The sequence below is a fragment of the Providencia sp. SP181 genome, from assembly GCF_050446505.1.
In the GTDB taxonomy this organism is placed as follows: Bacteria; Pseudomonadota; Gammaproteobacteria; order Enterobacterales; family Enterobacteriaceae; genus Providencia; species Providencia vermicola.
Genome location: NZ_JBBPXM010000006.1, coordinates 287,788 through 311,587, shown reverse-complemented (window position 1 = coordinate 311,587; position 23,800 = coordinate 287,788). Strand labels below are relative to the sequence as shown.

At 42.6% G+C, this 23,800-nt stretch carries 18 protein-coding genes; 12 read left to right on the top strand and 6 right to left on the bottom strand.

What is annotated here, in order from left to right; genetic code table 11:
- Positions 1-75: 75 nt before the first annotated feature.
- Both AABS66_RS12925 and AABS66_RS12920 read right to left on the bottom strand, forming a co-directional pair.
- Complete coding sequence (locus AABS66_RS12925; protein WP_206082939.1) at positions 76-3,234, bottom strand: efflux RND transporter permease subunit; 3,159 nt, start codon at positions 3,232-3,234, stop codon at positions 76-78.
- 15 nt (positions 3,235-3,249) lie between these two features.
- The gene (locus AABS66_RS12920; protein ID WP_430224999.1) at positions 3,250-4,437 is read right to left on the bottom strand and encodes an efflux RND transporter periplasmic adaptor subunit; all 1,188 of its coding nucleotides are present in this window, start codon (positions 4,435-4,437) and stop codon (positions 3,250-3,252) included.
- A gap of 134 nt (positions 4,438-4,571) precedes the next feature.
- Between AABS66_RS12920 and acrR the strand changes: the two genes are divergently transcribed.
- The 3 genes from acrR to mscK all read left to right on the top strand — a co-directional run bounded on the left by acrR (position 4,572) and on the right by mscK (position 9,106).
- Positions 4,572-5,219 carry a multidrug efflux transporter transcriptional repressor AcrR gene (gene acrR / locus AABS66_RS12915; protein WP_349415638.1) on the top strand — a complete coding sequence of 216 codons (648 nt, stop codon included), beginning with the start codon at positions 4,572-4,574 and terminating at the stop codon, positions 5,217-5,219.
- A gap of 16 nt (positions 5,220-5,235) precedes the next feature.
- Positions 5,236-5,589, top strand: coding sequence for a DsrE/DsrF/TusD sulfur relay family protein (locus tag AABS66_RS12910; protein ID WP_206082936.1), 354 nt, complete (start codon positions 5,236-5,238; stop codon positions 5,587-5,589).
- Positions 5,590-5,707: 118 nt separating this feature from the next.
- Positions 5,708-9,106, top strand: a complete 3,399-nt coding sequence (gene mscK / locus AABS66_RS12905; protein WP_430225003.1) for a mechanosensitive channel MscK — start codon at positions 5,708-5,710, stop codon at positions 9,104-9,106.
- Here mscK and AABS66_RS12900 read toward each other — a convergent pair whose 3' ends face one another.
- Positions 9,107-9,286: a DUF2496 domain-containing protein gene (locus AABS66_RS12900; protein ID WP_206082934.1), complete on the bottom strand. Its 180-nt coding sequence runs from the start codon at positions 9,284-9,286 to the stop codon at positions 9,107-9,109.
- Positions 9,287-9,315: 29 nt separating this feature from the next.
- Positions 9,316-9,864: a primosomal replication protein PriC gene (gene priC, locus AABS66_RS12895; RefSeq protein ID WP_206082933.1), complete on the bottom strand. Its 549-nt coding sequence runs from the start codon at positions 9,862-9,864 to the stop codon at positions 9,316-9,318.
- 142 nt (positions 9,865-10,006) lie between these two features.
- Here priC and apt point away from each other — a divergent pair, with 142 nt between their 5' ends.
- The 9 genes from apt (at position 10,007) to AABS66_RS12850 (ending at position 20,648) form a co-directional block, all read left to right on the top strand.
- A complete protein-coding gene (apt, locus tag AABS66_RS12890) occupies positions 10,007-10,558 on the top strand; it encodes an adenine phosphoribosyltransferase (RefSeq protein WP_206082932.1) in 552 nt (183 codons plus the stop codon).
- Positions 10,559-10,670: 112 nt separating this feature from the next.
- Positions 10,671-12,602, top strand: a complete 1,932-nt coding sequence (dnaX, locus tag AABS66_RS12885; protein ID WP_206082931.1) for a DNA polymerase III subunit gamma/tau — start codon at positions 10,671-10,673, stop codon at positions 12,600-12,602.
- Positions 12,603-12,649: 47 nt separating this feature from the next.
- Positions 12,650-12,979, top strand: coding sequence for a YbaB/EbfC family nucleoid-associated protein (locus tag AABS66_RS12880; RefSeq protein ID WP_004260403.1), 330 nt, complete (start codon positions 12,650-12,652; stop codon positions 12,977-12,979).
- Positions 12,979-13,578: a recombination mediator RecR gene (gene recR, locus AABS66_RS12875; RefSeq protein ID WP_206082930.1), complete on the top strand. Its 600-nt coding sequence runs from the start codon at positions 12,979-12,981 to the stop codon at positions 13,576-13,578. The genes AABS66_RS12880 and recR overlap by 1 nt, the downstream gene beginning before the upstream one ends.
- 547 nt (positions 13,579-14,125) lie before the next feature.
- Positions 14,126-16,000, top strand: a complete 1,875-nt coding sequence (htpG, locus tag AABS66_RS12870; protein WP_206082929.1) for a molecular chaperone HtpG — start codon at positions 14,126-14,128, stop codon at positions 15,998-16,000.
- Between the two features lie 192 nt (positions 16,001-16,192).
- Complete coding sequence (gene adk / locus AABS66_RS12865) at positions 16,193-16,837, top strand: adenylate kinase (RefSeq protein ID WP_206082928.1); 645 nt, start codon at positions 16,193-16,195, stop codon at positions 16,835-16,837.
- Between the two features lie 182 nt (positions 16,838-17,019).
- Positions 17,020-17,988, top strand: a complete 969-nt coding sequence (hemH, locus tag AABS66_RS12860) for a ferrochelatase (protein WP_206082927.1) — start codon at positions 17,020-17,022, stop codon at positions 17,986-17,988.
- A 119-nt stretch (positions 17,989-18,107) separates the two neighbouring features.
- Positions 18,108-19,226, top strand: a complete 1,119-nt coding sequence (gene wzz(fepE), locus AABS66_RS12855; RefSeq protein WP_241016789.1) for an LPS O-antigen length regulator Wzz(fepE) — start codon at positions 18,108-18,110, stop codon at positions 19,224-19,226.
- Between the two features lie 108 nt (positions 19,227-19,334).
- Complete coding sequence (locus AABS66_RS12850; RefSeq protein ID WP_206082925.1) at positions 19,335-20,648, top strand: inosine/guanosine kinase; 1,314 nt, start codon at positions 19,335-19,337, stop codon at positions 20,646-20,648.
- A gap of 319 nt (positions 20,649-20,967) precedes the next feature.
- Here the strand turns inward: AABS66_RS12850 and eutH are convergent, their stop codons facing one another.
- Positions 20,968-22,218, bottom strand: coding sequence for an ethanolamine utilization protein EutH (eutH, locus tag AABS66_RS12845; protein ID WP_206082924.1), 1,251 nt, complete (start codon positions 22,216-22,218; stop codon positions 20,968-20,970).
- Between the two features lie 22 nt (positions 22,219-22,240).
- Positions 22,241-23,680, bottom strand: a complete 1,440-nt coding sequence (locus AABS66_RS12840) for an FGGY family carbohydrate kinase (protein ID WP_206082923.1) — start codon at positions 23,678-23,680, stop codon at positions 22,241-22,243.
- Positions 23,681-23,800 lie beyond the last annotated feature (120 nt).

Sequence of the window (23,800 nt, the reverse complement as noted above, 5' to 3'; positions counted from 1 at the left end):
CGCTTTTATCCTGCTTTGTCAACAAACTAAGAGCCACATTTCAGTGGCTCTTATTAATATGTTACTTATCAGCAATTAGTGTGCTGCAGGTGGATGACTGTGTTCAATATCTTCAGACTTCTTAGAGAAGCGGCGACGGATCACCACGAAGAATACAGGAACAAAGAAGATAGCCAGAGAGGTAGCAGCAAACATACCACCCAGAACACCTGTACCTACTGAGTTCTGAGAAGCTGAACCTGCACCATTACTAAACACTAGCGGGATAACCCCCAGCATAAATGCCAGTGATGTCATCAGGATTGGTCGTAAACGCATCTTAACGGCATTTAGCGTTGCTTCAACTAACCCTTTACCTTCTTTTTCCATTAGGTCTTTGGCGAATTCAACAATCAAGATTGCGTTTTTCGCTGAGAGCCCAATGGTTGTTAATAAGCCAACCTTAAAGTAAACGTCATTATCTAAACCGCGAATACTGGTGAAGAGTAATGCACCGATAATACCCAATGGAACCACTAACATAACGGAGAATGGCACTGACCAGCTTTCATAAAGAGCAGCCAGACAGAGGAATACCACTATCAAGGAAATCGCATATAAAGCAGGAGCTTGGTTACCCGCTAAGCGTTCTTGATAGGACATACCTGTCCACTCATAACCAATACCTTCTGGCAGGTTTTCAGTCGTGAGTTTTTCCATTAATAGCATCGCATCACCCGTACTTTTTCCTGGTGCTGCTTGGCCTTGAATATTCATTGCTGGCACACCGTTATAACGTTCTAAGCGTGGTGAACCAAATTTCCAAGGGTCTTTGGATTCATCTAAGAATGCCGAGAATGGAACCATTTTGCCTTGGTTATTACGAACATACAGGTTGCTAATATCCGATGGCAACATACGACTTTCTGCATCACCTTGTACGTAAACTTTCTTAACACGACCGCGGTCGATAAAGTCGTTTACATAGCTTCCACCAAAGACGGAGCTGAGTGTTGCGTTAATATCGCTGATTGCGACACCTTGTGCCTGCGCTTTTTGTTGGTCAATGTAGATACGATATTGTGACGTATCATCCTGACCATTTGGACGAACACCTTGGAGCATTTCTGGATGTTGAGCCGCTAAACCAAGTAATTGGTTACGTGCTTGCATCAGTTTGTCATGCCCTAAGTTACCCTTATCCACTAACTCGAAGTCAAAACCGTCTGCGGTACCTAACTCAACAATTGCGGGTAGGTTAAAGGCGTAAATCAGTGCCTCTTGTTTCTTGGACATCGCAATATTCGCGCGTTGTACAATCGCATCAACGTGGTTTTCATCACCTTTACGTTCGCTCCAATTTTTCAGAACGACGAAGGCGAGACCCATATTTTGACCTTGACCCGCAAAGCTAAAGCCTCCAACGGTAAAGACAGATTCAACATTGTCTTTTTCGTCAGTATGGTAGTAATTGTTGACTTCATCTAATACAGCTTGAGTTTGTTCTTGTGTTGATCCAGGTGGTAATTGAACCATTGACAGGAATACACCTTGGTCTTCTGCTGGTAAGAAGGACGACGGTAAACGAACAAACATGAATGCCATGCCTGCCACTAAAATCAGGTAAATCACCAGGTAACGACCTGTGCCGTTAAGCATGCGGCTTACGCTGTCTGTGTAGTGGTGAGCTTGTTTTTCAAACGTTCTGTTAAACCATCCAAAGAACCCTTTTTGGCTACCATGGCTGCCTTTTTCAATTGGCTTTAACATCGTGGCACACAGTGCTGGTGTTAAAATCATCGCCACCAGAACTGAGAGGATCATGGATGAAACAATGGTAATTGAGAACTGACGGTAAATTGCCCCTGTTGACCCACCAAAGAAGGCCATTGGGATAAATACCGCAGACAGCACCATTGCAATACCGACTAACGCACCTTGGATTTGACCCATTGATTTTTTGGTCGCTTCCTTCGGTGATAAGCCTTCTTCTTGCATAACACGTTCAACGTTCTCTACAACAACGATGGCATCATCGACGAGTAGACCGATGGCGAGTACCATCGCGAACATGGTCAAGGTGTTTATTGAGTAACCAAATGCCGATAGGATGGCAAATGTCCCCAACAATACAACAGGAACGGCAATTGTTGGGATCAATGTGGCACGAATGTTCTGGAGGAACAAATACATAACCACGACAACCAACATGATTGCTTCAACTAATGTTTTAACAACTTCGTTAATCGAGATTTTAACGAATGGTGTTGTATCGTATGGATAAACGATTTCTAACCCTTGCGGGAAGAACGGTTTCATCTCTTCCAGCGCAGCACGTACGTTGTTAGAGGTATCTAACGCATTCGCACCTGTCGCTAGTTTAATACCGATACCTGCAGCAGGTTTTCCGTTAAAGCGCGCTACGGTACTGTAGTTTTCCGCACCTAATTGAACATCCGCAACATCTTTAATACGAACTTGCGAACCATCCTGGTTAACACGCAGTAAGATATTAGAAAACTCTTCTGCATTGTTTAAACGTGTCTGTGCAATGATTGAAACGTTTAAACGTTGGTTTGCAATTGACGGCGAGCCACCGAGCTGTCCTGCTGCAACTTGGTTATTTTGAACCTTGATTGCATTAATGACATCGGTCGTCGTCATATTGTATTTAACGAGTTGCTCTGGTTTTAACCAAATACGCATGGCATATTGGGTACCAAACAACTGTGTTTCACCCACACCATTTACACGGCTTAATGGGTCTTTAATATTCGAACCTACGTAGTCAGCAATGTCATATTGGCCCATCGACCCATCGTTGGACACGAAACCTGCAACCATTAAGAACGAACTTGTTGATTTATCGACACTAATACCTTGCTGTTGAACTTCTTGTGGCAGCAATGGCATCGCCAGTTGCAATTTGTTTTGCACCTGTACTTGCGCGATATCACCATCAGTTCCTGCTTCAAAGGTAAGCGTAATGCTAGCAGAACCTGATGAGTCACTGCTCGATGACATATATACCAAGTTATCGATACCGTTCATATTCTGTTCGATAACCTGCGTTACTGTGTTTTGTACCGTCTCAGCATCCGCTCCTGGATAGTTAGCTGAAATAGAAACAGCTGGAGGTGCGATGGTCGGGTACTGAGAAACAGGTAACTGGATAATTGCCAACAGACCAGCAAGCATGGTGATAATCGCAATTACCCACGCAAAAATTGGTCTTTCTATAAAAAACTTAGGCATTAATCAGCCGCTCCCTTATTTAGACTTTTCTTCAGGTTTAGCCTGATTGTCTATGGATTGCGTTTCTAAGTTTGCTTCCTTAGGATTCACAACAATTCCTGGTTTGATTTTTTGTAAGCCAATGACGACAACACGATCACCTGCTTTTAAACCGTCTTTAATCAGCCATTTGTTGCCAACCGCTTGTCCTGCTTTAACCGTCCTGACTTCAATTTTATTCTCTGCGCCAACAACCATGACTTGAGAGGTACCTTGAGCAGTACGCGATAAACCTTGTTGAGGAATCAAAATTGCATTTTCAACAACGCCATCTTCTAAAATTGCACGGACAAACATTCCCGGAAGTAACTCTTTGTTCGGGTTAGGGAAAATGGCTCTCATAGTAATGGAACCTGTGGTTTCATCCACGGTGACATCAGAGAACTCGAGAACACCTTTTTGTGCGTATTCTTGGCCATTGTTATTAATTAAACTAACAGGTGCCTGACCAGACTCTTTTTGCACAGCGCCTTGTGCTATCTCATTTTTTAGACGCAGAAAATCATCGCTCGATTGCGTCACATCAACGTAGATAGGGTCAAGTTGCTGAACTCGCATTAATTCAGTTGCTTGTCCTGTGGAGACCAACGCCCCTTCAGTCACATTCGATTTGCCAGTACGGCCACTGATTGGTGCGGTCACTTTGGTATAGTTCAGGTTGATACGCGCAGTCTCAACAGCTGCTTCGGCTGCTTTGACGGCAGCAAGCGCTTGGGCATAAGTTGAAGTCGCTTGGTCGTATTCTTGCTGACTAATGTAATTCGTCCCTAATAATGGTTTATAACGCTTAACCGTCAGAGCCGCGATATTTGCATTCGCTTGCGCTTTTGCAAGTTCTGCTTTTGCACTGTCGTAGGTTGCTTGGAAAGGAGCAGGATCAATTTGATACAAAGATGTTCCAGCTTCTACGTCGCTACCTTCTTTATAGTTACGTTTTAAAATGATGCCGCTCACTTGTGGGCGAACCTCGGCAACACGGAATGCAGATGTACGGCCTGGTAACTCGGTTTTGAGAGTCAGAGGTTCGGCTTTCAGCGTAACAATTCCTACTTCAGGCGCCGGGCGTTCTCCGCCACCTTGTTGTTCATCGTTACAACCTGATAAAGCTAAGCCACCTGAAAGAACCAACAGAGCCAGAGGTAACACCCCTCTGTTTTTTCGCATAAGTTAACCTCAATTAATCAATATGAGTTCAAAACAAAAATAAGAAAAATGGTAAACAATATGATTTATCACTGTGCTATAGTACAAACATACACGAATGTATGTAAATCAGCTTTCGATAGAAACGGGTCACAATGGCACGAAAAACTAAACAACAGGCTGAAGAAACCCGCCAGGAAATACTAGATGCTGCCATCAAAACATTCTCTGAGCGAGGGGTTTCAGCCACATCATTAGCCGATATTGCAAAAGCAGCGGGGGTAACCCGAGGTGCAATATATTGGCATTTTAAAAATAAAGTTGATCTCTTTTTTCAGGCCTGTGAGTTTGGTGATAACCAAATAATCCAAGCTGAAGAATATTATCGTTCTAAATATACCAATGATCCACTTTCAATACTAAGAGAATTATTAGTTTTTATTTTGACCGATTTTATCGACAATCCCAAAAACCGTGCGTTGATGGAAATTTTCTTTTTAAAATGCGAATTAGTTGGTGAGATGGCTGAATTAGTCGATTTTAAACGGGCTAATTATGTGGCTAGCCAGTGTCGTATTGTCGGTAATTTGCAAGATTGTATCGATGCTGGGCAATTACCTGCTGACCTTGATATTGAATGCGCTGCCATCATGATCCGTTCATTAATGTCGGGTTTGTTAGAAAACTGGCTATTACAACCTGAGAACTTTAATATAAATCAACACACGATAACGTTGGTTGAGACACTATTAGAGACATTAAAGTGTAACCCAGCAATACGACTTAAACCCACTCAAATATAATAAACTGGAGTAACAGATGGCCTCTATTCTGATTATCGCCAATGGCGCGCCATATGGTAGTGAAACTTTATTCAACTCCCTGCGTCTTGCTATCACGCTAAAAGAGCAAAATTCAGATTTAGATTTAAAAATTTTTTTAATGTCAGATGCGGTTTGTGCAGGTTTAGCTGCTCAAAAGCCGAAAGAAGGTTATAACCTTCAGCAAATGTTAGAGATTTTAACGGCTCAAGGGGTGCCTGTTAAATTATGTAAGACATGTACCGATGCCCGTGGTATCAGTGAGTTAACTTTAGCGGATGGTGTTGAAGTTGGCACACTAGTGGAATTGGCTAGCTGGACATTAACATCAGATAAAGTCTTAACATTCTAATTTGTTGGTTTAAAATGTTAGCCTAATCGTATGTGCTGGTAATGTATTACTGGCACTTTACTTTTCTGGATAAAGCTGGAACAAAAGAAAGAATATGAGCGGGTATAAGAATATTATGATGATAAAACAACAAAGAATAGAGCGGTATTTTATTAGCGCTGTGTTGTTACTCGCAATGATATTTTTTTCTTACTCCGCATCTGCTTTAGCTCCCAATAACCTGCCTAGTAAAAACGACATTAAAAATTCGCTCACTGCGTTAAGTAAAAAAAGTAGCTTAAGTGAAGAAGAAAAATTGGTGCGTGGGGACTTAGAAAAAACATCTGATTTTTATAATGAATTGGATAAACTTGAGCAACGAACGGAAGAACTGCAAAAAAAACTTAATCGAACAAGTGAAGAATCAAGAATTGCTATTCAAGGTTTGCAACAAATTAGAAATGAAAGCGAACGACAAGCCTCCCAATTCGCTGAAAAGATAAAAAGTAGCTCACTTTCTCAATTAGAAACCCTACAATCGACCTACTTAGAAAACTTACAGTCTGAACAAAACGACCTAGCAACCTATAATAGCCAACTTATCGGTTTACAAACTCAACCAGAACGTGCGCAGGCGTTGATGTTAGATAATGCGCGGCGATTACAAGAAATTCGTAATGAATTAAACAGTACACTTAATGACTCAGTGAGCTTGCGGCCTTCTCAGGTTGATATGCTACAAGTCGAGCAGTATCTCTTGCAGCAACAAAATGAATACCAAAAACGGATTTTGCAAACTAACACGCAATTGCAAGATGTTCTGCAAAAGCAACGTGATTATACCGCAGCGTATATTGTGCAGCTTGAGGATCAGGTTCAACAGCTACAAGCGGCTATCAGTAATCGCCGTCTAGATGATTCCCAATCAACTGTGCGTGAAGCTTTAAATACTTCTGAAGCGGATATTCAAGCACAGCAAAACCCCGTTATTCAAAAAGAAGTCGCTATTAATAATGCGCTCAGTGACCGATTGATCCAAGTGACCGAGGAAAGCAATAAACTGGTACAAAACGGTATCCGTGTTAAAGCGTGGTTAGAAAGGGCAACGCAGTCAGAACGTAATTTGAAAGAGCAAATTAACGTTTTACGCGGGAGCTTATTGCTATCTCGTATCTTATTCCAACAGCAAATCGATTTACCGCCAGATATTTTAACTAAAAACTTGCCTGTGACGATTGCGGATTTACGTCTTGAACAGTTTGATATTAATCAGCAGCGTGATGCGTTGTATCAACCTAATGACTACATCTCTGGTTTAGAGAGCCAACTGGCCGTCAAAACAGGTGAAGAACAGAGCAGCGGATCATTGCTATCAACAGATGATAAGGCCGCATTGACCAAGCTTTTAGATGTCAGGCGTGGCTTGTTAGATGAGCTTAACCAGCAACTGGGCGGGCAAATTTCCCAAGCAATTAACTTGCAGCTCGACCAAAACCAATTATTGAGTGTGGTAAGCTCCCTTGAAAATACATTAGCTCAGCAAATATTTTGGGTGAACAGCAATAAACCGATGGATTTGGAGTGGATTAAAACCTTCCCAGAAGCTGCGGCAGCCCAAATCAGCAGTTTTGATTTCAGTTTATCGTCTCGCAGTATTCAGCGCGGGATAACAAACTCGTTGTTAGTGGTGATCCCGCTGGTATTGATTGCGGTGATTTTTATTTGGTTTCATCGCAAAATTAACCGACGTTTACAAGAGATTGACCAACGCTTATCGAGCCTACGGAATGACAGTGTTTTGAGCACGCCAATAGCGCTCTTACTGACATTGATGCAAACCCTGCCTATCTCTTTATTATTATTGGCGATAGGTTATTGGTTCTTAAAAACAGGTAATGTCCAAGGGCCGTTCTTTTGGCAGTTTTGCCAACAACTTGCCATTTTTTGGGCGTTGTTTGAGCTGACATTCCGCATATTGAAGCCACAAGGCATTGCACAGAAGCATTTTGGGATAGACCAAGGCACTATCTCACGTACTCGTCGCCGTATGTCACGGTTATCTATCCCGCTGATCCCATTAATCTTCTTTTCAACTTATGGCGTGATTAACCCACTAAAAGTATCAGAAGATGTGATTGGGCAATTGATAGTTTTAGTTTCGCTACTGCTGTTGTGTATTTTTACCGTGCCATTTTGCAAACAAGTCTGGCAAGAGAAAGGCAGCCATTTAACGCGGACGATTGTCATCACATTATTGACGTTTTCCCCGCTTATTTTAGTGGGGCTGATGATGGCGGGTTACTATTACACCACGCTACGTTTGGCAAACCGTTGGCTTGATAGTTTGTATTTGTTGTTGCTTTGGTATATCACCTATAACGCCTGTTTAAGGGGCTTGACGCTGGTGGCGCGCAAGCTGGCTTATCAACGTGCAGTCGAACGTCGTGAAGCATTAAGGCTAGAAAGGCAGGAACCGCAGGAAGATGCGGAAAATGAGCCAATTAAAGAGCCGCCAATGACCATTGAACTGATTAGCCAGCAATCTTTGCGTTTAACAACCATGGTGTTGTTTATCATCTTTGCGTTGGCGTTTTATGGTATTTGGTCTGATTTTATTACCATTTTCTCGTTTTTTGATAGTGTGGAACTGTGGCGCTATACCGATGTTTCTCCTGAAGGTACGAATATTCTTCAGTCCGTGACACTCGCCAATCTCATTTTAGCGGTGGTGATTATTATTGTTGCGTGGGTGATGACCCGCAACTTGCCTGGGCTATTAGAGGTCCTTGTTTTATCACGCTTAAAATTGAGACAAGGGTCAACTTATGCCATAACGACGATATTAACGTATATCATTGTGGGGATCGGTGCGATTGCGTCTCTGGGCATGATTGGCGTGACATGGAACAAATTACAATGGTTAGCTGCCGCTTTAACCGTCGGGTTGGGGTTTGGTTTACAAGAAATTTTTGCGAACTTTGTTTCGGGGATCATCCTCTTATTCGAAAGACCGATCCGTATTGGCGACACTGTCACCATCGGGACCTATTCAGGCACGGTGAGCAAAATTCGTATTCGTGCGACCACCATTGTTGATTTCGATCGCAAAGAAGTGATCATTCCTAATAAAGCGTTTGTCACTGAACGGCTGATCAACTGGTCGTTGTCAGATACAGTTACGCGGATCACGATTTCACTGGGCGTAGCGTACGGATCGGATCTGGACAAAGTGAAGCGTGTATTACTCTCTGCGGCCACCAGTAATGCCAAAGTGATGACAGAGCCCGCACCGAGCGTTTATTTCACCACGTTTGGTGCGAGCACGTTAGACCACGAACTGCGCTTCTACGTCCGCCAAATAGGCGATCGCAGCGTGACCAGTGATGAAGTGAATCGAGCGATTGATAAACTGTGCAGAGAAAACGACATTGATATCGCCTTTAATCAGCTGGAAGTTCATCTGCACAATAATAAAGGGGAGGAAGTACAGGAAGTGCAACGTTCCTCTAAAGAAAATGGCGAAGATAGCGGGAAATAATTAAAGCTCTTCAAAGCAGGCTGTTTCTGCCGTTTGCTTTTGTTGTTTTAAAATATAATCATTTTTAACAATATCTAGGGCTTTAAGAACAATATCGGTTTCAATATCTGACGTTTCTAACAAGTAAATCAAATCAACGGCAAGCTGTATTTCGAGGGAGGCATCTTTGAGTGAGTCCATTCGTATTCCTTATATTGCGGTGTGTCGTATTATTCAAAATACTGATTTTCTTGGTGCTCTATGGCCTTTTCAATACGTAAAAGAGCTTGGCGGCAACGGTACAAACGGCCTGCTAATGTTGCGAGCTCTTTTTGGCATTGGTGCTGTAAGCGGTGGTCTGTTAGCCCTGATAATTGAAGTTCTTTTTCACTGACCATCGCTTGTAAGCGGCGCTCATAATCTTGATGTTGTGATAAACGTTCATATAAATCAACCTGTTCCTTTTTCTTGGTAAAGGATGATTCTTTTTCACGCAACGATTGCGTTGAAATTTCGCGGGAAATAGCCTGCATTTGATGCACAATTTTTTCGGTGAGAAAATTCACTTGTTCGGTATGGTTCAGTGTGACACTGTTGCACAACTGCTGATAAAGATTATTTAACTCTTTTTGGCAATCCCCTAAGCGCGTCGATTTATGGCTAAACAGTTGCATATCAAAACGTGAGTGGGAAAACTCGTTATCTTTAATGGGAGCGACACGGGTTTCTAACTCGTCAATTTGCTTTTTTAACGCATCCAACAGAGCTTGTATTTTCATTTTTTGTTCCCATTAAATGTGAAAAATCGCGTAAAATTGATATTCAGCAACAAAACTCACCGCAAATAGACGGCTGCTTATTGCATTTTTATGGTACTTTACATAGATTCTACACTTTCGTGTTTACTACATGGCTTTTATTATGACCGCTAAAGAGCAACAACTGCAATTGATTAAAGAAAGTATCGCATCCATTCAAGATTATCCAATCGAAGGTGTGATCTTCCGTGACATTACAACTTTGTTAAATAACCCTGCTGCATACCAAGCAACGATTGATATGTTAGTTGAGCATTATCAAAATAAAGGCGTCACTAAGATTGTAGGAACTGAAGCGCGAGGTTTTCTATTCGGCGCACCAGTCGCATTACGTTTAGGCGTGGGTTTCGTTCCTGTTCGTAAAAAAGGAAAATTACCGCGCGAAGTATTAAGTATGACTTATGATCTTGAATACGGCACTGATACCCTTGAGATCCACAAAGACAGCATTCGTCCAGAAGATAATGTGCTGGTGGTTGACGATCTGCTGGCAACAGGCGGAACAGTTGAAGCGACCGTGAAAATGATCAAGCAACTTGGCGCAAATGTAGTTGAGGCTGCATTTATCATTAGCCTACCTGACTTAGGTGGCGTTGAACGCTTACAAAAAGAAGGCGTTTCTTCATACAGCTTGGTTGAATTCCCTGGCCATTAATCTTTATTTTTCCTCTATTTTTATCACAGTCTCGCCGCAGAGGTTGAGGCTGTGGTAGCATGTACTATGATTACCTTTATTCACACACCATTATTAAATTACTGTGGGATCCATGAGCTATCAGGTACTTGCCCGTAAGTGGCGACCTCAAAAATTTTCAGACGTTGTTGGCCAACAACATGTCTTGACTGCACTTGCTAATGGGCTGGAGCACCAGCGGCTTCATCACGCCTATCTTTTCTCGGGGACTCGCGGTGTTGGGAAAACCACAATCGCACGCCTTTTTGCTAAAGGGCTCAATTGCGAAACAGGGATCACAGCAACGCCTTGTGGCCAATGTGCAAACTGTCTTGAAATTGAGCAAGGTCGTTTTGTTGACCTCATTGAAATTGATGCCGCTTCGCGAACGAAGGTCGAAGATACGCGTGAATTGCTAGACAACGTGCAATATGCACCTGCGAGAGGGCGCTTTAAAGTGTACCTCATCGATGAAGTTCACATGCTTTCACGGCACAGCTTCAATGCGCTATTAAAAACCCTCGAAGAACCGCCTGAGCACGTCAAGTTTTTATTGGCAACGACGGATCCACAAAAATTGCCAGTGACGATTTTATCGCGTTGCTTACAGTTCCATCTTAAAGCGTTGGATGTCACGCAAATCAGTGAACAGCTCGAGGTTATTCTCAATGCAGAAAATATTGAGCACGACCAACGTGCACGTCAATTAATTGCTCGTGCTGCGGATGGCAGCTTGCGTGATGCATTAAGTTTAACTGACCAAGCCATTGCTATGGGGCAAGGTAAAGTCACCGCAGACATAGTCAGTCAAATGTTAGGAACGTTGGATGATGAGCAACCTTTAGCCATTATCGAAGCCCTCGTTAGAGCAGATAGCATTGCGGTTATGACCCAAGTGGAGCACGCGGCAAGTCGCGGTGCTGATTGGGAAAACTTATTAGTGGAAATTCTATCGCAACTGCACCGCATCGCGATGATCCAATTACTGCCTGCGGAACAAGAAACCGACCCATCTTCAACAGAGGGGCGTTTACGGCAAGTGGCTAGGGTGGTTTCCCCTGCGGATTTGCAACTTTTTTACCAAACTCTTTTGGTGGGCAGAAAAGAGCTGCCTTATGCACCAGAGCGGCGTATGGGGGTTGAAATGACGCTATTGCGGGCGTTAGCTTTTCACCCAAAGAGCGTGATTGAAGAGATTGAACCGCCCCCAAGAATAGTGCAGCAAGCGGCAGTTGTGAACCAGCCCGTTACTCAGCAACGTGTTGCACCTTCGATGCCTCGTTCAGAAAATTTGCCTGAAAATAGCCCGACAGCGCAATTGCTCAAAGCAAGGCAGGCGCTGCAAGTGCCACAAAGTGAGGATCCTAGCCCAAAAAAGGCTAAACCGGTGATGTCTGAAAGGGCAAAGCCGGCGGTATCAGCACTGGAAAGGCTGGCCGCCGTGACCAGCAAACATCAACAAAATGTGGAAAACAAAGCATCGGGGTCTGCAAAACCAGAGAAACCGAAGCAGTATCAGTGGAAGCCACAAAACGAAGCCGTTATGAACTCGAAAGAGGCGGTCACCACGCCAACGGAGATTAAAGAGGCGCTCGAATATGAGAAAACCCCTGAATTAGCAGTAAAAATTATCGAAGAAGGGCGTGAACGAGATAGCTGGTCAGGTCAAATTGCAAAATTAAATATTCCCAAGCTAGTTGAACAATTAGCTTTGAATTCATATATAGAAGAATTAAGTGAGTCGCAAATTGCTTTGCATTTGCGTCCCGCTCAGAAACACCTTGATAAACCCTCTGCCCATAGAGCATTGGAAGAGGCTCTGAGTGAACTGTATGGTCGTACTGTTGAACTGAAAATCGTTCACGATGATAATAGTGAGGTGAAAACCCCGCTGGAATGGCGACAGGCGATTTATGAAGAGAAACTGGCACAAGCTCGCCAGTCTATTATTGCGGATAAGACGATTCAAAAACTGCGCTCAATGTTTGATGCGCAGTTGGACGAAGAGAGTATTCGCCCCGTTTAACGCTACAGTCTTATATTTAGCTGTAGCCTCAGTTGTGAGAGAAAACTATGTTCGGTAAAGGTGGATTGGGTAACCTGATGAAACAGGCCCAGCAAATGCAAGACAAAATGCAAAAGGTTCAGGAAGAAATCGCTCAACTAGAAGCTACAGGCGAATCTGGCGCGGGTCTGGTTAAAGTCACTATCAATGGCTCACACAACTGTCGTCGCGTAGAAATTGACCCTAGTCTGCTCGAAGACGACAAAGAAATGCTGGAAGATTTAATTGCTGCGGCATTTAATGATGCAGCACGTCGTATCGAAGAGACGCAAAAAGAAAAAATGGCGAGTGTTTCTAGTGGTATGCAATTACCACCAGGCTTTAAGATGCCATTCTAATGCAAACTAGTCCGCTTCTTGAATCATTAATGGAAGCTCTGCGCTGTCTCCCTGGTGTTGGGCCAAAGTCAGCGCAGCGAATGGCTTTCCAACTACTACAACGTGACCGTAGTGGTGGGATGCGTTTAGCGCAGTCGTTAACACGTGCGATGTCTGAAATTGGCCATTGCCGTGATTGCAGAACATTTACTGAACAAGATGTATGCAATATTTGTGATAACCCCCGCCGCCAACAAAATGGCTTGATCTGTGTGGTGGAAAGCCCTGCGGATATCTACGCTATTGAGCAAACGGGGCAATTTTCAGGGCGTTATTTCGTTCTGATGGGGCATTTATCACCGCTAGATGGTATTGGCCCGATGGATATCGGCTTGGATCGGCTTGAAGAGCGCTTAGCCGCCGAATCAATCGTCGAGGTGATTTTAGCCACCAATCCGACGGTGGAAGGCGAAGCAACGGCAAACTATATTGGGCAAATGTGCGCGCAATATGGGGTGACGGCGAGCCGTATCGCCCACGGGGTTCCAGTGGGGGGGGAGTTGGAGCTTGTAGATAGTACGACGTTATCCCATTCGCTCTCCGGCCGCCTTAAACTTTGATATCCTCGTCATATTTCAATCTGTAGGGGTGTTGGCTGCACTCGGCGACTCGGGTCACATACTCAAGTATGCTCCCCGAGATCTTCTCATTTGCCGCCTACCTACAGTTTGAACTATTTAGAGGATATAACTGGAGAGGGTAAGCTGTAGGAGTCTGCTTTCGGCGACTGGGGCCACATACTCATATATGCTCTCCGAAATCTCCTCATTTGCCGCCTACCTACAGTTTGAACTATTTAAAGGATATAACTGGAGAGGGGACGATTCAGGGCACAACTGGTGTATGCTCCTAGGGATTAACGCATTCGACGCCTAGCTACAGCACAAATTATTTAGAGGATATACTGGGAGGTGGTAAAAAGATCTCCTTCTTGGTTTCCTTCAAAATAATTTATGTTGTTATTATTTCCTTTTTAATCATTGGTTTTAGGTTTTTATTTGATAAAAATTTTTGTCTTTTTCGCTTGAATTTCTGTTTTTCGCCCCCAACTAATCTGCATCGGTAAGTCAAACCTATCCAATTAGATTGATGAAATAGAGGCGATTAATGAGTATGAAAGGACAGGAAACGCGTGGTTTCCAATCAGAAGTTAAACAACTCCTCCAATTAATGATCCACTCTCTTTATTCCAATAAAGAAATTTTCCTGCGTGAGCTTATCTCTAACGCATCTGATGCGGCAGATAAACTGCGTTTTCGTGCGCTATCTAAGCCAGAGCTGTACGAAAATGAGGGTGAATTACGTGTACGCATCAGCGCCGATAAAGATAAAGGCACGCTAACTATCAGCGACAACGGTATCGGGATGAGCCGTGACGAGGTGATTGACAACCTTGGGACAATCGCAAAATCGGGTACAAAAGCATTCCTAGAAACTCTCGGTAGCGACCAAGCCAAAGACAGCCAAATGATTGGCCAGTTTGGTGTGGGCTTCTACTCCGCGTTTATTGTGGCGGATAAAGTCACTGTACGCAGCCGTGCTGCGGGTGCGCCAGCTGATGAAGGCGTTTTCTGGGAATCCGCGGGTGAGGGTGAATACACCATCGCGGATATTGAAAAAGCGGAGCGTGGGACTGAAATCACCTTACATCTACGCGATGACGAAAAAGAATTCCTCGATAACTGGCGCTTACGGTCAGTTATCAGTAAATATTCAGACCATATTGCCTTGCCTGTTGAAATCGAAGATAAAAACGAAGAAGACGGCACAGTCACTTGGGAAAAAATCAACCAAGCGAAAGCCCTATGGACACGTAGCAAATCTGAAATATCAGACGAGGAATATGTTGAATTCTATAAACATATTTCCCACGATTATGCTGATCCACTAACGTGGACTCACAACCGTGTTGAAGGTAAGCAAGAGTACACCAGTTTGCTGTATGTGCCTTCTCAAGCGCCGTTTGATTTGTGGAATCGTGACCAACAACATGGCTTAAAACTGTACGTTCAGCGTGTATTCATTATGGATGATGCAGAGCAGTTTATGCCTAATTATCTGCGTTTTGTCCGCGGTGTCTTGGACTCCAATGATTTGCCACTGAACGTATCGCGTGAAATCTTACAAGATAGCGCGCTGACTCGCAGTTTACGCAGTGCATTAACGAAACGCGTTCTGCAAATGCTCGAAAAACTGGCAAAATCAGATACAGAAAAATATCAAACCTTCTGGCAGCAATTTGGTCTTGTGATGAAAGAAGGCCCTGCTGAAGATATGGCGAACAGCGAAATAATCGCGAAACTTCTGCGTTTTGCCACAACACATACCGATAGCAGCGAACAAAACGTGTCGTTGGAAGAGTATGTTAGCCGTATGGTGGAAGGTCAGGACAAAATTTATTACATCACCGCAGACAGCTACGCAGCAGCGAAAGGTAGCCCACATCTGGAATTGTTCCGCAAAAAAGGTATCGAAGTCCTGCTGTTATCCGACCGCATTGACGAATGGATGATGAACTACTTGTCTGAGTTTGACGGTAAACAGTTCCAATCAGTCAGTAAAGCAGATGAATCATTGGATAAACTTGCCGATGAAAACAAAGCAGAACAAGAAGAAGCAGACAAACAGCTTGAACCATTTGTTGAGCGCGTGAAAACCTTCTTAGGTGAGCGTGTTAAAGAGGTGAAATTAACGCACCGCTTAACCGACACTCCAGCGATTGTTACCACCAACGCGGATGAAATGAGTACGCAAATGGCGAAATTATTTGCGGCGGCGGGGCAAGCAGCACCAGAGGTGAAATATAACTTTGAGCTAAACCCTGCACACCCACTGGTGAAAAAAGCGTCTGAAGTCTCAGATGAGTCTGTTTTTGCTGACTGGGTAGATGTCCTGCTGGATCAAGCCTTATTGGCAGAACGCGGGACGTTAGAAGATCCAAATCTATTTATACGAAAAATCAATGAATTACTTCTAAAGTAATGTGAAATTGTATTTTCGTTTCTGAACATAAACCGCGCTTTTGCTTGTGCTTTAGCGTGGTTTTTTTCTTTTGCGAAAAAAGATAAATGCGAAAACGTTTACGTGTGTTCTTGAGTAAAGCGCCATGCTAATGGTATGGTAGCGTGTTTTCTTTTCAAATTATAAAAAACTAAATAGCAAGGGGTTTACGCAATGCGTATCATTCTGCTGGGCGCTCCGGGCGCTGGTAAGGGCACTCAAGCTCAATTTATTATGGAGAAGTTTGGGATCCCACAAATTTCAACAGGTGACATGTTACGTGCAGCTGTTAAATCAGGGAGCGAGTTAGGTTTACAAGCTAAAGAGCTGATGGATAACGGCAAATTAGTGACGGATGAACTTGTTATCGCACTGGTTAATGAGCGCATCAAACAAGATGACTGCCGTAACGGCTTCTTGTTGGATGGGTTCCCTCGCACAATTCCACAAGCGGATGCGATGAAAGAAGCGGGCATTACTGTTGATAACGTACTTGAGTTTGACGTACCAGACGAAATCATTGTTGAGCGTATTATCGGTCGCCGTGTTCACGCACCATCAGGTCGTGTTTACCACGTCAACTTCAATCCACCAAAAGTGGAAGGCAAAGATGACGTGACAGGTGAAGAGCTGACTATCCGTAAAGATGACCAAGAAGACACGGTTCGTAAGCGTCTGGTTGAATACCATGCACTCACTGCGCCATTGATTGCTTATTATCAAAACGAAGCGAAAGCGGGTAACACTAAATACTTTAAATTAGACGGTACTCGTAAAGTCGCAGAAGTTAGCGCAGAGTTAGCGAAAATTTTAGGTTAATATTTGTACGTATCATGCGCTAAATTACAGTATTGATAACTGTAATTCGAATTATTTAGAGTATGAATGTATTATATGAAGGCAGCGAATATCGCTGCCTTTCTTTTTTATACCACTTGGTGACAAAAATCGTTATTTAATTGTGATAAAGTTGGGAATGATTATCAATTAGGAGCTGTTTCATGTCAGAAAAAAAAACCGGCATTCTGTTAGCGAACTTAGGAACCCCTGATGCCCCAACAACTTCAGCTGTTAGACGTTATTTAGCCGAGTTTCTTAGTGATAAGCGCGTTATTGATGTACCTCGTTTGATTTGGAAACCCATTTTACATGGAGCCATTCTACCGCTGCGCTCATCTAAAGTGGCTAAGCTCTATCAGTCAATTTGGCTTGATGATGGCTCACCTTTATTGGTGTATTCATTGCGTCAAAAACAAAAGCTGGCAGAGTTGATGCCAAACACCCCCGTAGAAATAGGGATGAGCTATGGTTCGCCTTCCATTAAAAGTGCTGTTGATAGTTTAATGGAGCAAGGCGTTAATGATTTAGTTGTTTTACCGTTATATCCACAATACTCCTGCACAACAACTGCTGCTGTGTATGATGCTGTAACGAGAGCTTTTCAAGGTAGGCGTACCATTCCGTCAGTCCGTTTTATTCGCAGTTATGCAACTCACCCTGCTTATATTCAAGCATTAGTAGCATCAATTGAAGAGAGCTTTGCAGTACATGGTGAACCTGATAGGCTGGTATTGTCGTTCCACGGTATCCCACAGCGTTATTGTGATACAGGGGATATCTATCAGCAAGAATGCGAACAAACGGCTCAGGCGCTTCGAGAGGCGCTGAATTACCCAAGTGAAAAAGTGTTGCTCACTTATCAGTCACGTTTTGGTCGTGAACCTTGGTTGATGCCATACATGGATAAAACCATGCATGAATTACCATCACAAGGGGTAAACTCTGTTCAGGTCATTTGCCCTGGCTTCTCTGTTGATTGTTTGGAAACATTAGAAGAAATTAGCGAACAAAATAAAGAATTCTTTATCAGTAGTGGGGGTAGTAAATATAATTACATAGCGGCGTTAAATGATAATCTAAATAGTATTCGCATGATTAATTTAATTATTCAAGATGAATTAAATCAGTGATCGCTTAAATTGATACTAAAAAGTTCATTAATCGATATATCAAAATTTCAAATATAGACTATAATAACTTATCTTAAATTAAAAACTATTAAAGAAATGTTATGTCTTTTGGAATTAATATGAGCAATGAGCAGCCGCCACGAAAAAGTATTGAGCAGAAGTCAAATTCTGCTCATCAATTTCATATTCAGCAGAGTGATGAAATTGATCTCATGGCATTATTGAGTGTTTTATTAAAAAATAAATTATTGATTACCATTTTTACGGCTTTATGTATTGCGTTGAGTGCTGGGATTGTCAAGCTTTTACCTCAAAAGTGGAGCAGCACGGCCATTGTCATTCCGCCAACCTCCGAAAGCATGAAAGAAGTTAATGCACTAAAAGCTCAACTGGATGTACTTGAAATACCTATCGATTTAACTTCTCAACGTATTTTTAATGCCTTTATAGACCAATATCGTTCTAAAGTTAATCAAAGCGACTATGTTAGAAGTACCCAGTACTATCATAAACTTGCACAAAATGTTGATCCTAAAGATGATGTGGTGGCACAGCAACGTTTAGTGAATCAAATCATCAATAACGATATTCAAATTCAAGACCAATCTAAAGAGAAAAACAGTACCTCTAACGATATTATTTTAAAATTTACGGCATCACAGCCAACAGAAGCCCAAGATTTATTGGATGGCTATATCCGCTATAGCGCATCTAAAGTGAGAAGTCAGATTAAAAACGAAATTGATAATACGATCTCACAGCAACTTATTTTTGCCACTGAATCACTTAAGCGTGAAGTGAGCAAAATTCAAACTGAGTATGACGTTAAAGTTGAAAGGTTAAAACGTGCAGTGGATATTGCTAAAGCAGCAGGGATTGAAAAGCCTATAGCCAGTGATTCTCAAGCGATTAATGATGACCCAGACTATCCTATTGCGTTGGGAGCTGAGGCGTTAGAAAAGAAATTACTGATTGAGACACAAAACCGTGATTTAGCCTTGATGAGTGAAAATTTGCAAAATCGCCAGATTTATATCAATGAAATCACTGAATTGAAGAGTAAGGAATTGGCTTTTACGCCAGTCACTTTTATATTACAACCTGATTTGCCATTGAATAAAGAATCACCTAAATCAGCATTGATTGTGGCGTTAAGCGCCATTTTAGGCTTAATTTTAAGTTGTGCATTTGTATTAAGCCGTGAGCTTTATCGCGATTATAAAATGCAAAATCAATAAGCTAACCTTACAAAAGACAAACAATGAGGCCAGTACTTTCTTTGAAGGTGATGGCTTTATTTTATCGTGCTAGAATAGCGTGATGTTCCATTGTTAATCTTCTTACTTATGAAATTCCCCGGTCAACGCAAGTCAAAACATTATTTCCCTGTTAGTCTCAGAGATCCACTTTTACAGCCATTAAAAGAGACGTTGGCTGATGATGAGAATTGTAAATCCTATATTGTGGGGATAGATCAAACTCTCGTCGATATTGAAGCGAAAGTAGATGATGATTTTATTCAACGTTATCAGCTCAGTAAAGGGCATTCATTGGTTATTGAAGATGATGCTGCTGAGGCGTTGTATAAAGAGTTGACTGACAATGCGTTGATTACGCATGAATTTGCGGGTGGCACCATCGGTAACACGCTGCATAACTACTCAGTGTTAGCAGATGATAGGTCGGTATTATTAGGGACGATGTGTAATAATATCCAAATAGGAAGTTATGCTTATCGCTACCTGTGCCATACCTCAAGCCGTATGGATCTGAACTATCTGCAAGGTGTTGATGGTCCAATTGGTCGTTGTTTCACATTGATTACCGAAAATGGTGAACGGACATTTGCCATTAGCCCTGGGCATATGAATCGCCTGCATCCAATGAGTATTCCTGAAGAGATTATCGCTGGGGCGTCTGCGTTAGTTTTAACGGCGTATTTGGTGCGTTGCAAACCCGGTGAAACCATGCCTGATGCCACAATGCAAGCCATAGCCTATGCGAAAAAACACAATGTTCCTGTGGTGCTCACATTGGGAACTAAATTTGTGATTGCTCAAGATCCGCAATTTTGGCGTGACTTCCTTGCTGAGCATATTTCGGTCGTTGCGATGAATGAAGATGAAGCGCAAGAGTTGACAGGTCTAAGTGACCCGTTATTAGCCTCTAATATGGCTCTAGACTGGGTTGATTTGGTGCTCTGCACGGCGGGCCCATCAGGGCTATATATGGCAGGATATACAGAAGAGAGCTACAAACGGACGACTCAGCACCCATTGTTGCCTGGTGCGATTGCAGAATTCAATTTATATGAATTTAGCCGTGCAATGCGCCAGCAAGATTGCAAAGTACCACTGCGTATATTTTCGCATATTGAACCGTATATGGGTGGCCCTGAGAAAATTATGAACACGAATGGTGCTGGAGACGGGGCTTTATCTGCATTACTGCATGATATTACAGCGAATTCTTACCATCGTTCAAATGTGCCTAATTCCAGCAAACATGAGCGCCAATATTTAACCTATTCCTCATTGGCTCAAGTTTGTAAGTATGCAAATCGGGTTAGTTATCAAGTGTTAACCCAGCATTCCCCTCGGCTAACTCGTGGGCTTCCTGAAAAAGAAGACAGTTTAGAAGAGTCTTATTGGGAACGTTAATGATTAGGTTATAATTCGTCCAGTTTGGATATGTTTAATATAAAAACACATTAATATCAGAAAGAGCATTAATGTGTTTTTATATACTCCATTATGGGTATTTAATTAATAAGTTAATAAAAGAATAAAGCTTAATTTATAAGTAAATTAATAATTAATATCGATAGTAAAAAAACATAGACAAATAGGCAGAAATTAACTATCAAAATTTGTCGTAAATAATATCACTGATGATGACGAATAATAAAAAACTGCATTCGATATTATTTAATTGCAATATTTCGAATGCAGTTATTAAATTGTTTAATATTAATTATATTTAACTTTGTTTGGCAACCGCTAACTCAGCATCACCTTTAACGGCATCCACTGCTTTTTGGTCTTCCTCTTCATAACGCAATGCCTGTGGAACCGAAATTTTAATTGCGATAAATACCGCTAAGAAGCCCCCAACCAGTTTTCCTAATAAAATAGGCAGAACGAGCGTTGGTTGGAAGTTGGCGGTAAAGGCTAAGTGATCGCCGATGGTGGCTTGTGCACAGACACCGAATGCGACACACAGAACTTTATCTCTTGCACGCATATCTTTGAATAAATGATAAGTTGCAATAATGTTTGCCATCACCATGATAAAACCTAACGACCCAGTATCACTCAGTTTCAAACGGTTGCTTAATGCACGGACTAACGGTTTGCAATAACGTTGGAATAGGTAACAAATTGGGAATGTCCCTGCCAACATGATGCCAATATAACCTGCTATTTCAATGGCACGGAACAGCTCATTTTGGTCTGCAAAGAGCGGGTCAAAGCCCCACGCACCGAAAACTTTGGTAAATACGCCAGTAAAGTGCTCGACAATCGAGAAAGCCAGAACCAGTTTGACAAAGGCATCCATAATCTTACCGAAGATTAAGAAGCCTGTAACCATCAGCATTGGGCGATATTTCAAGCCCGCGGCCAATAAGAAACAGAAAACAAACAGTGGCATCAAATATTGCAGCATGGTCATAAAATCAAGGGTGAGTTGATGTGCTGCGGGGGAATTGGTTGAAATAATATCGCGAACGGGAATATTATTGAATGTGATTAATAGCAGTGAAGCCAGTACACCAAATGGAATGGAGATTAACCCTGCCATTGCGCCGAGTGCGAGGTATTTGTGATCTTTGCGATTTAACATAGTTAAGCCAACAGGGATGAGATACACAATCGTCGCGCCTGAGGTATAGCCGATTAACATCGCAGTGATCCACATATCACGGTTCGTGGTTAACGCATCTGCAAGCTGGTAGCCCCCCATATCAACAGCAATGATCGACAATGCGGCGATAGAGACATCGGAGCCCACAGAAGAGAATATAGGCCCTAAAACATAAGAAATTAACTGAGAAAGCAGTGGTACGGCAGCCATGATCCCTGCTTGAGCAAGAAATACAGGGCCAATGGAGAAAATCCCGTTAACAAATTCTTTGCCCAGATCACTGGTCGGTTTAACGATAGAGGCGACAGCACCAATAATGGCACCGCACATGATTAAATAAATAATGTAATTTCCGAATTCAGCCATGGTAGGGTTTCCTTTTATTATTTTAGTGTCTTAATTGGCGGGAACGGGCAATGATGTCGCGGTACTGTTCCATTACACCTTGCATGTTGGTGCCATCGGGGTGTGTTATGGTTGCATTGCGCCTAACTGCCATATCGTGAGTCAGCCCTAACCCTTTGCGTGCCAATAAGGCAGCGCCAAGTGCAGTCACTTCACGGTTTGCTGGTGCTTCAATATTTTTTTGTAATAAATTGGCTAAAAATTGCTTAAAGTACTGATTTGAAGAAAGCCCTCCATCGACAGAGATTGATTGTCCCAGTGGTGAAATTTTTTCCATTGCAAAAATGACTTCGGCAGAGCGAGCGGCAATCCCCTCCAACACCGATTGCATCATGTCTTTTTTGTCGGTATCTAATGAAAGGCCTGCCCACAATCCAGCAGCGCTACGATCCCAATATGGGCAGCCTAAGCCAGATAATGCGGGAACAAACGCTAAACCGCGTTTAATGGCAGGTTCTGCTCTGAAATCACTGAGTTCATCGAATTGATCAAATAGCCCAATTTTTCTTGCCCAGTTAATGGCGGATGCTGCGTTATACACACCGCCATCTAAGCCAAAAACGGGGGCTTCATTAGGGAATTTCCAACACAGAGTGGGTAACAAGCCACTTTCATGAGTTTGTGGGATCTCAAACCCTGTGAGTGCTTGCAAAAAGGCACCTGTACCAAAGGTTATTTTGGCATCGCCTTTTTCACGGCAACCGTGACCGAATGTGCCAGCAAATTGGTCAACAATCACCGCTGTAACAGGGGTTAAGTGGCCGTCAAGGTTGATAGCGCCAAAATCGCCAATATTGTCTTTAATTGGTGGAAGACAATGAATTGGCACGCCAAATATGTCACACAGTTCTTTATCCCACTTTAATGTGTGAATATTGAGCAAAGAGGTGCGAGAGGCTGAATTATAGTCAGTCACAAACACGCCACATAAGCGGTCTAGAAAAAAGGCATCCATGGTGCCAATACGTAATTTGTTTTTATCTGCTAAAGTTTTCGCACCCACCACATTTTCCATGATCCAACCCATTTTACTGGCGGAGAAATAAGGGTCGAGTGGTAAGCCTGATTTGGACTGAACCACGGGTTCTAATCCTGCTTCTTTGAGATGAGAAATCGTTTTTTCAGTCCGTAAATCCTGCCAAACGATCGCATTGTAAAGTGGGCGTTTGCTGTCAGCATCCCAAGCGACAATGCTCTCACCTTGATGGCATAAACCAATAGCATCGACGACTTCGCAGCTATTCAAGCACTTAATAATATTAGCGAGTATTTCCTCTGGGTCGTGTTCAACCCAACCACTATTCAATGTGATTTGTTTATGAGGAATACTCATCGGGGAGTAATAGTGCCCGCCTTCTTCGAAGACCACGACTCGGGTTCCCGTTGTTCCCTGATCGATTGCGGCATAACGTTGGTTGAGCATCACAGTATTCCCAGTGTTATAAATGTTGTAAATAGGTCTGTTTTTTTTGCCTACTATCGTTTAATCGGAAGGAAAGTCCACAAAAAACTCACAATAAGTTTCACTGATGTGACAAAACTC

Coding starts and splice junctions, on each gene's coding strand:
- AABS66_RS12925 (WP_206082939.1), bottom strand. CDS start 3,234: ATGCCTAAGTTTTTTATAGAAAGACCAATTTTTGCGTGGGTAATTGCG.
- AABS66_RS12920 (WP_430224999.1), bottom strand. CDS start 4,437: ATGCGAAAAAACAGAGGGGTGTTACCTCTGGCTCTGTTGGTTCTTTCA.
- acrR (WP_349415638.1), top strand. CDS start 4,572: ATGGCACGAAAAACTAAACAACAGGCTGAAGAAACCCGCCAGGAAATA.
- AABS66_RS12910 (WP_206082936.1), top strand. CDS start 5,236: ATGGCCTCTATTCTGATTATCGCCAATGGCGCGCCATATGGTAGTGAA.
- mscK (WP_430225003.1), top strand. CDS start 5,708: ATGATAAAACAACAAAGAATAGAGCGGTATTTTATTAGCGCTGTGTTG.
- AABS66_RS12900 (WP_206082934.1), bottom strand. CDS start 9,286: ATGGACTCACTCAAAGATGCCTCCCTCGAAATACAGCTTGCCGTTGAT.
- priC (WP_206082933.1), bottom strand. CDS start 9,864: ATGAAAATACAAGCTCTGTTGGATGCGTTAAAAAAGCAAATTGACGAG.
- apt (WP_206082932.1), top strand. CDS start 10,007: ATGACCGCTAAAGAGCAACAACTGCAATTGATTAAAGAAAGTATCGCA.
- dnaX (WP_206082931.1), top strand. CDS start 10,671: ATGAGCTATCAGGTACTTGCCCGTAAGTGGCGACCTCAAAAATTTTCA.
- AABS66_RS12880 (WP_004260403.1), top strand. CDS start 12,650: ATGTTCGGTAAAGGTGGATTGGGTAACCTGATGAAACAGGCCCAGCAA.
- recR (WP_206082930.1), top strand. CDS start 12,979: ATGCAAACTAGTCCGCTTCTTGAATCATTAATGGAAGCTCTGCGCTGT.
- htpG (WP_206082929.1), top strand. CDS start 14,126: ATGAGTATGAAAGGACAGGAAACGCGTGGTTTCCAATCAGAAGTTAAA.
- adk (WP_206082928.1), top strand. CDS start 16,193: ATGCGTATCATTCTGCTGGGCGCTCCGGGCGCTGGTAAGGGCACTCAA.
- hemH (WP_206082927.1), top strand. CDS start 17,020: ATGTCAGAAAAAAAAACCGGCATTCTGTTAGCGAACTTAGGAACCCCT.
- AABS66_RS12850 (WP_206082925.1), top strand. CDS start 19,335: ATGAAATTCCCCGGTCAACGCAAGTCAAAACATTATTTCCCTGTTAGT.
- eutH (WP_206082924.1), bottom strand. CDS start 22,218: ATGGCTGAATTCGGAAATTACATTATTTATTTAATCATGTGCGGTGCC.
- AABS66_RS12840 (WP_206082923.1), bottom strand. CDS start 23,680: ATGCTCAACCAACGTTATGCCGCAATCGATCAGGGAACAACGGGAACC.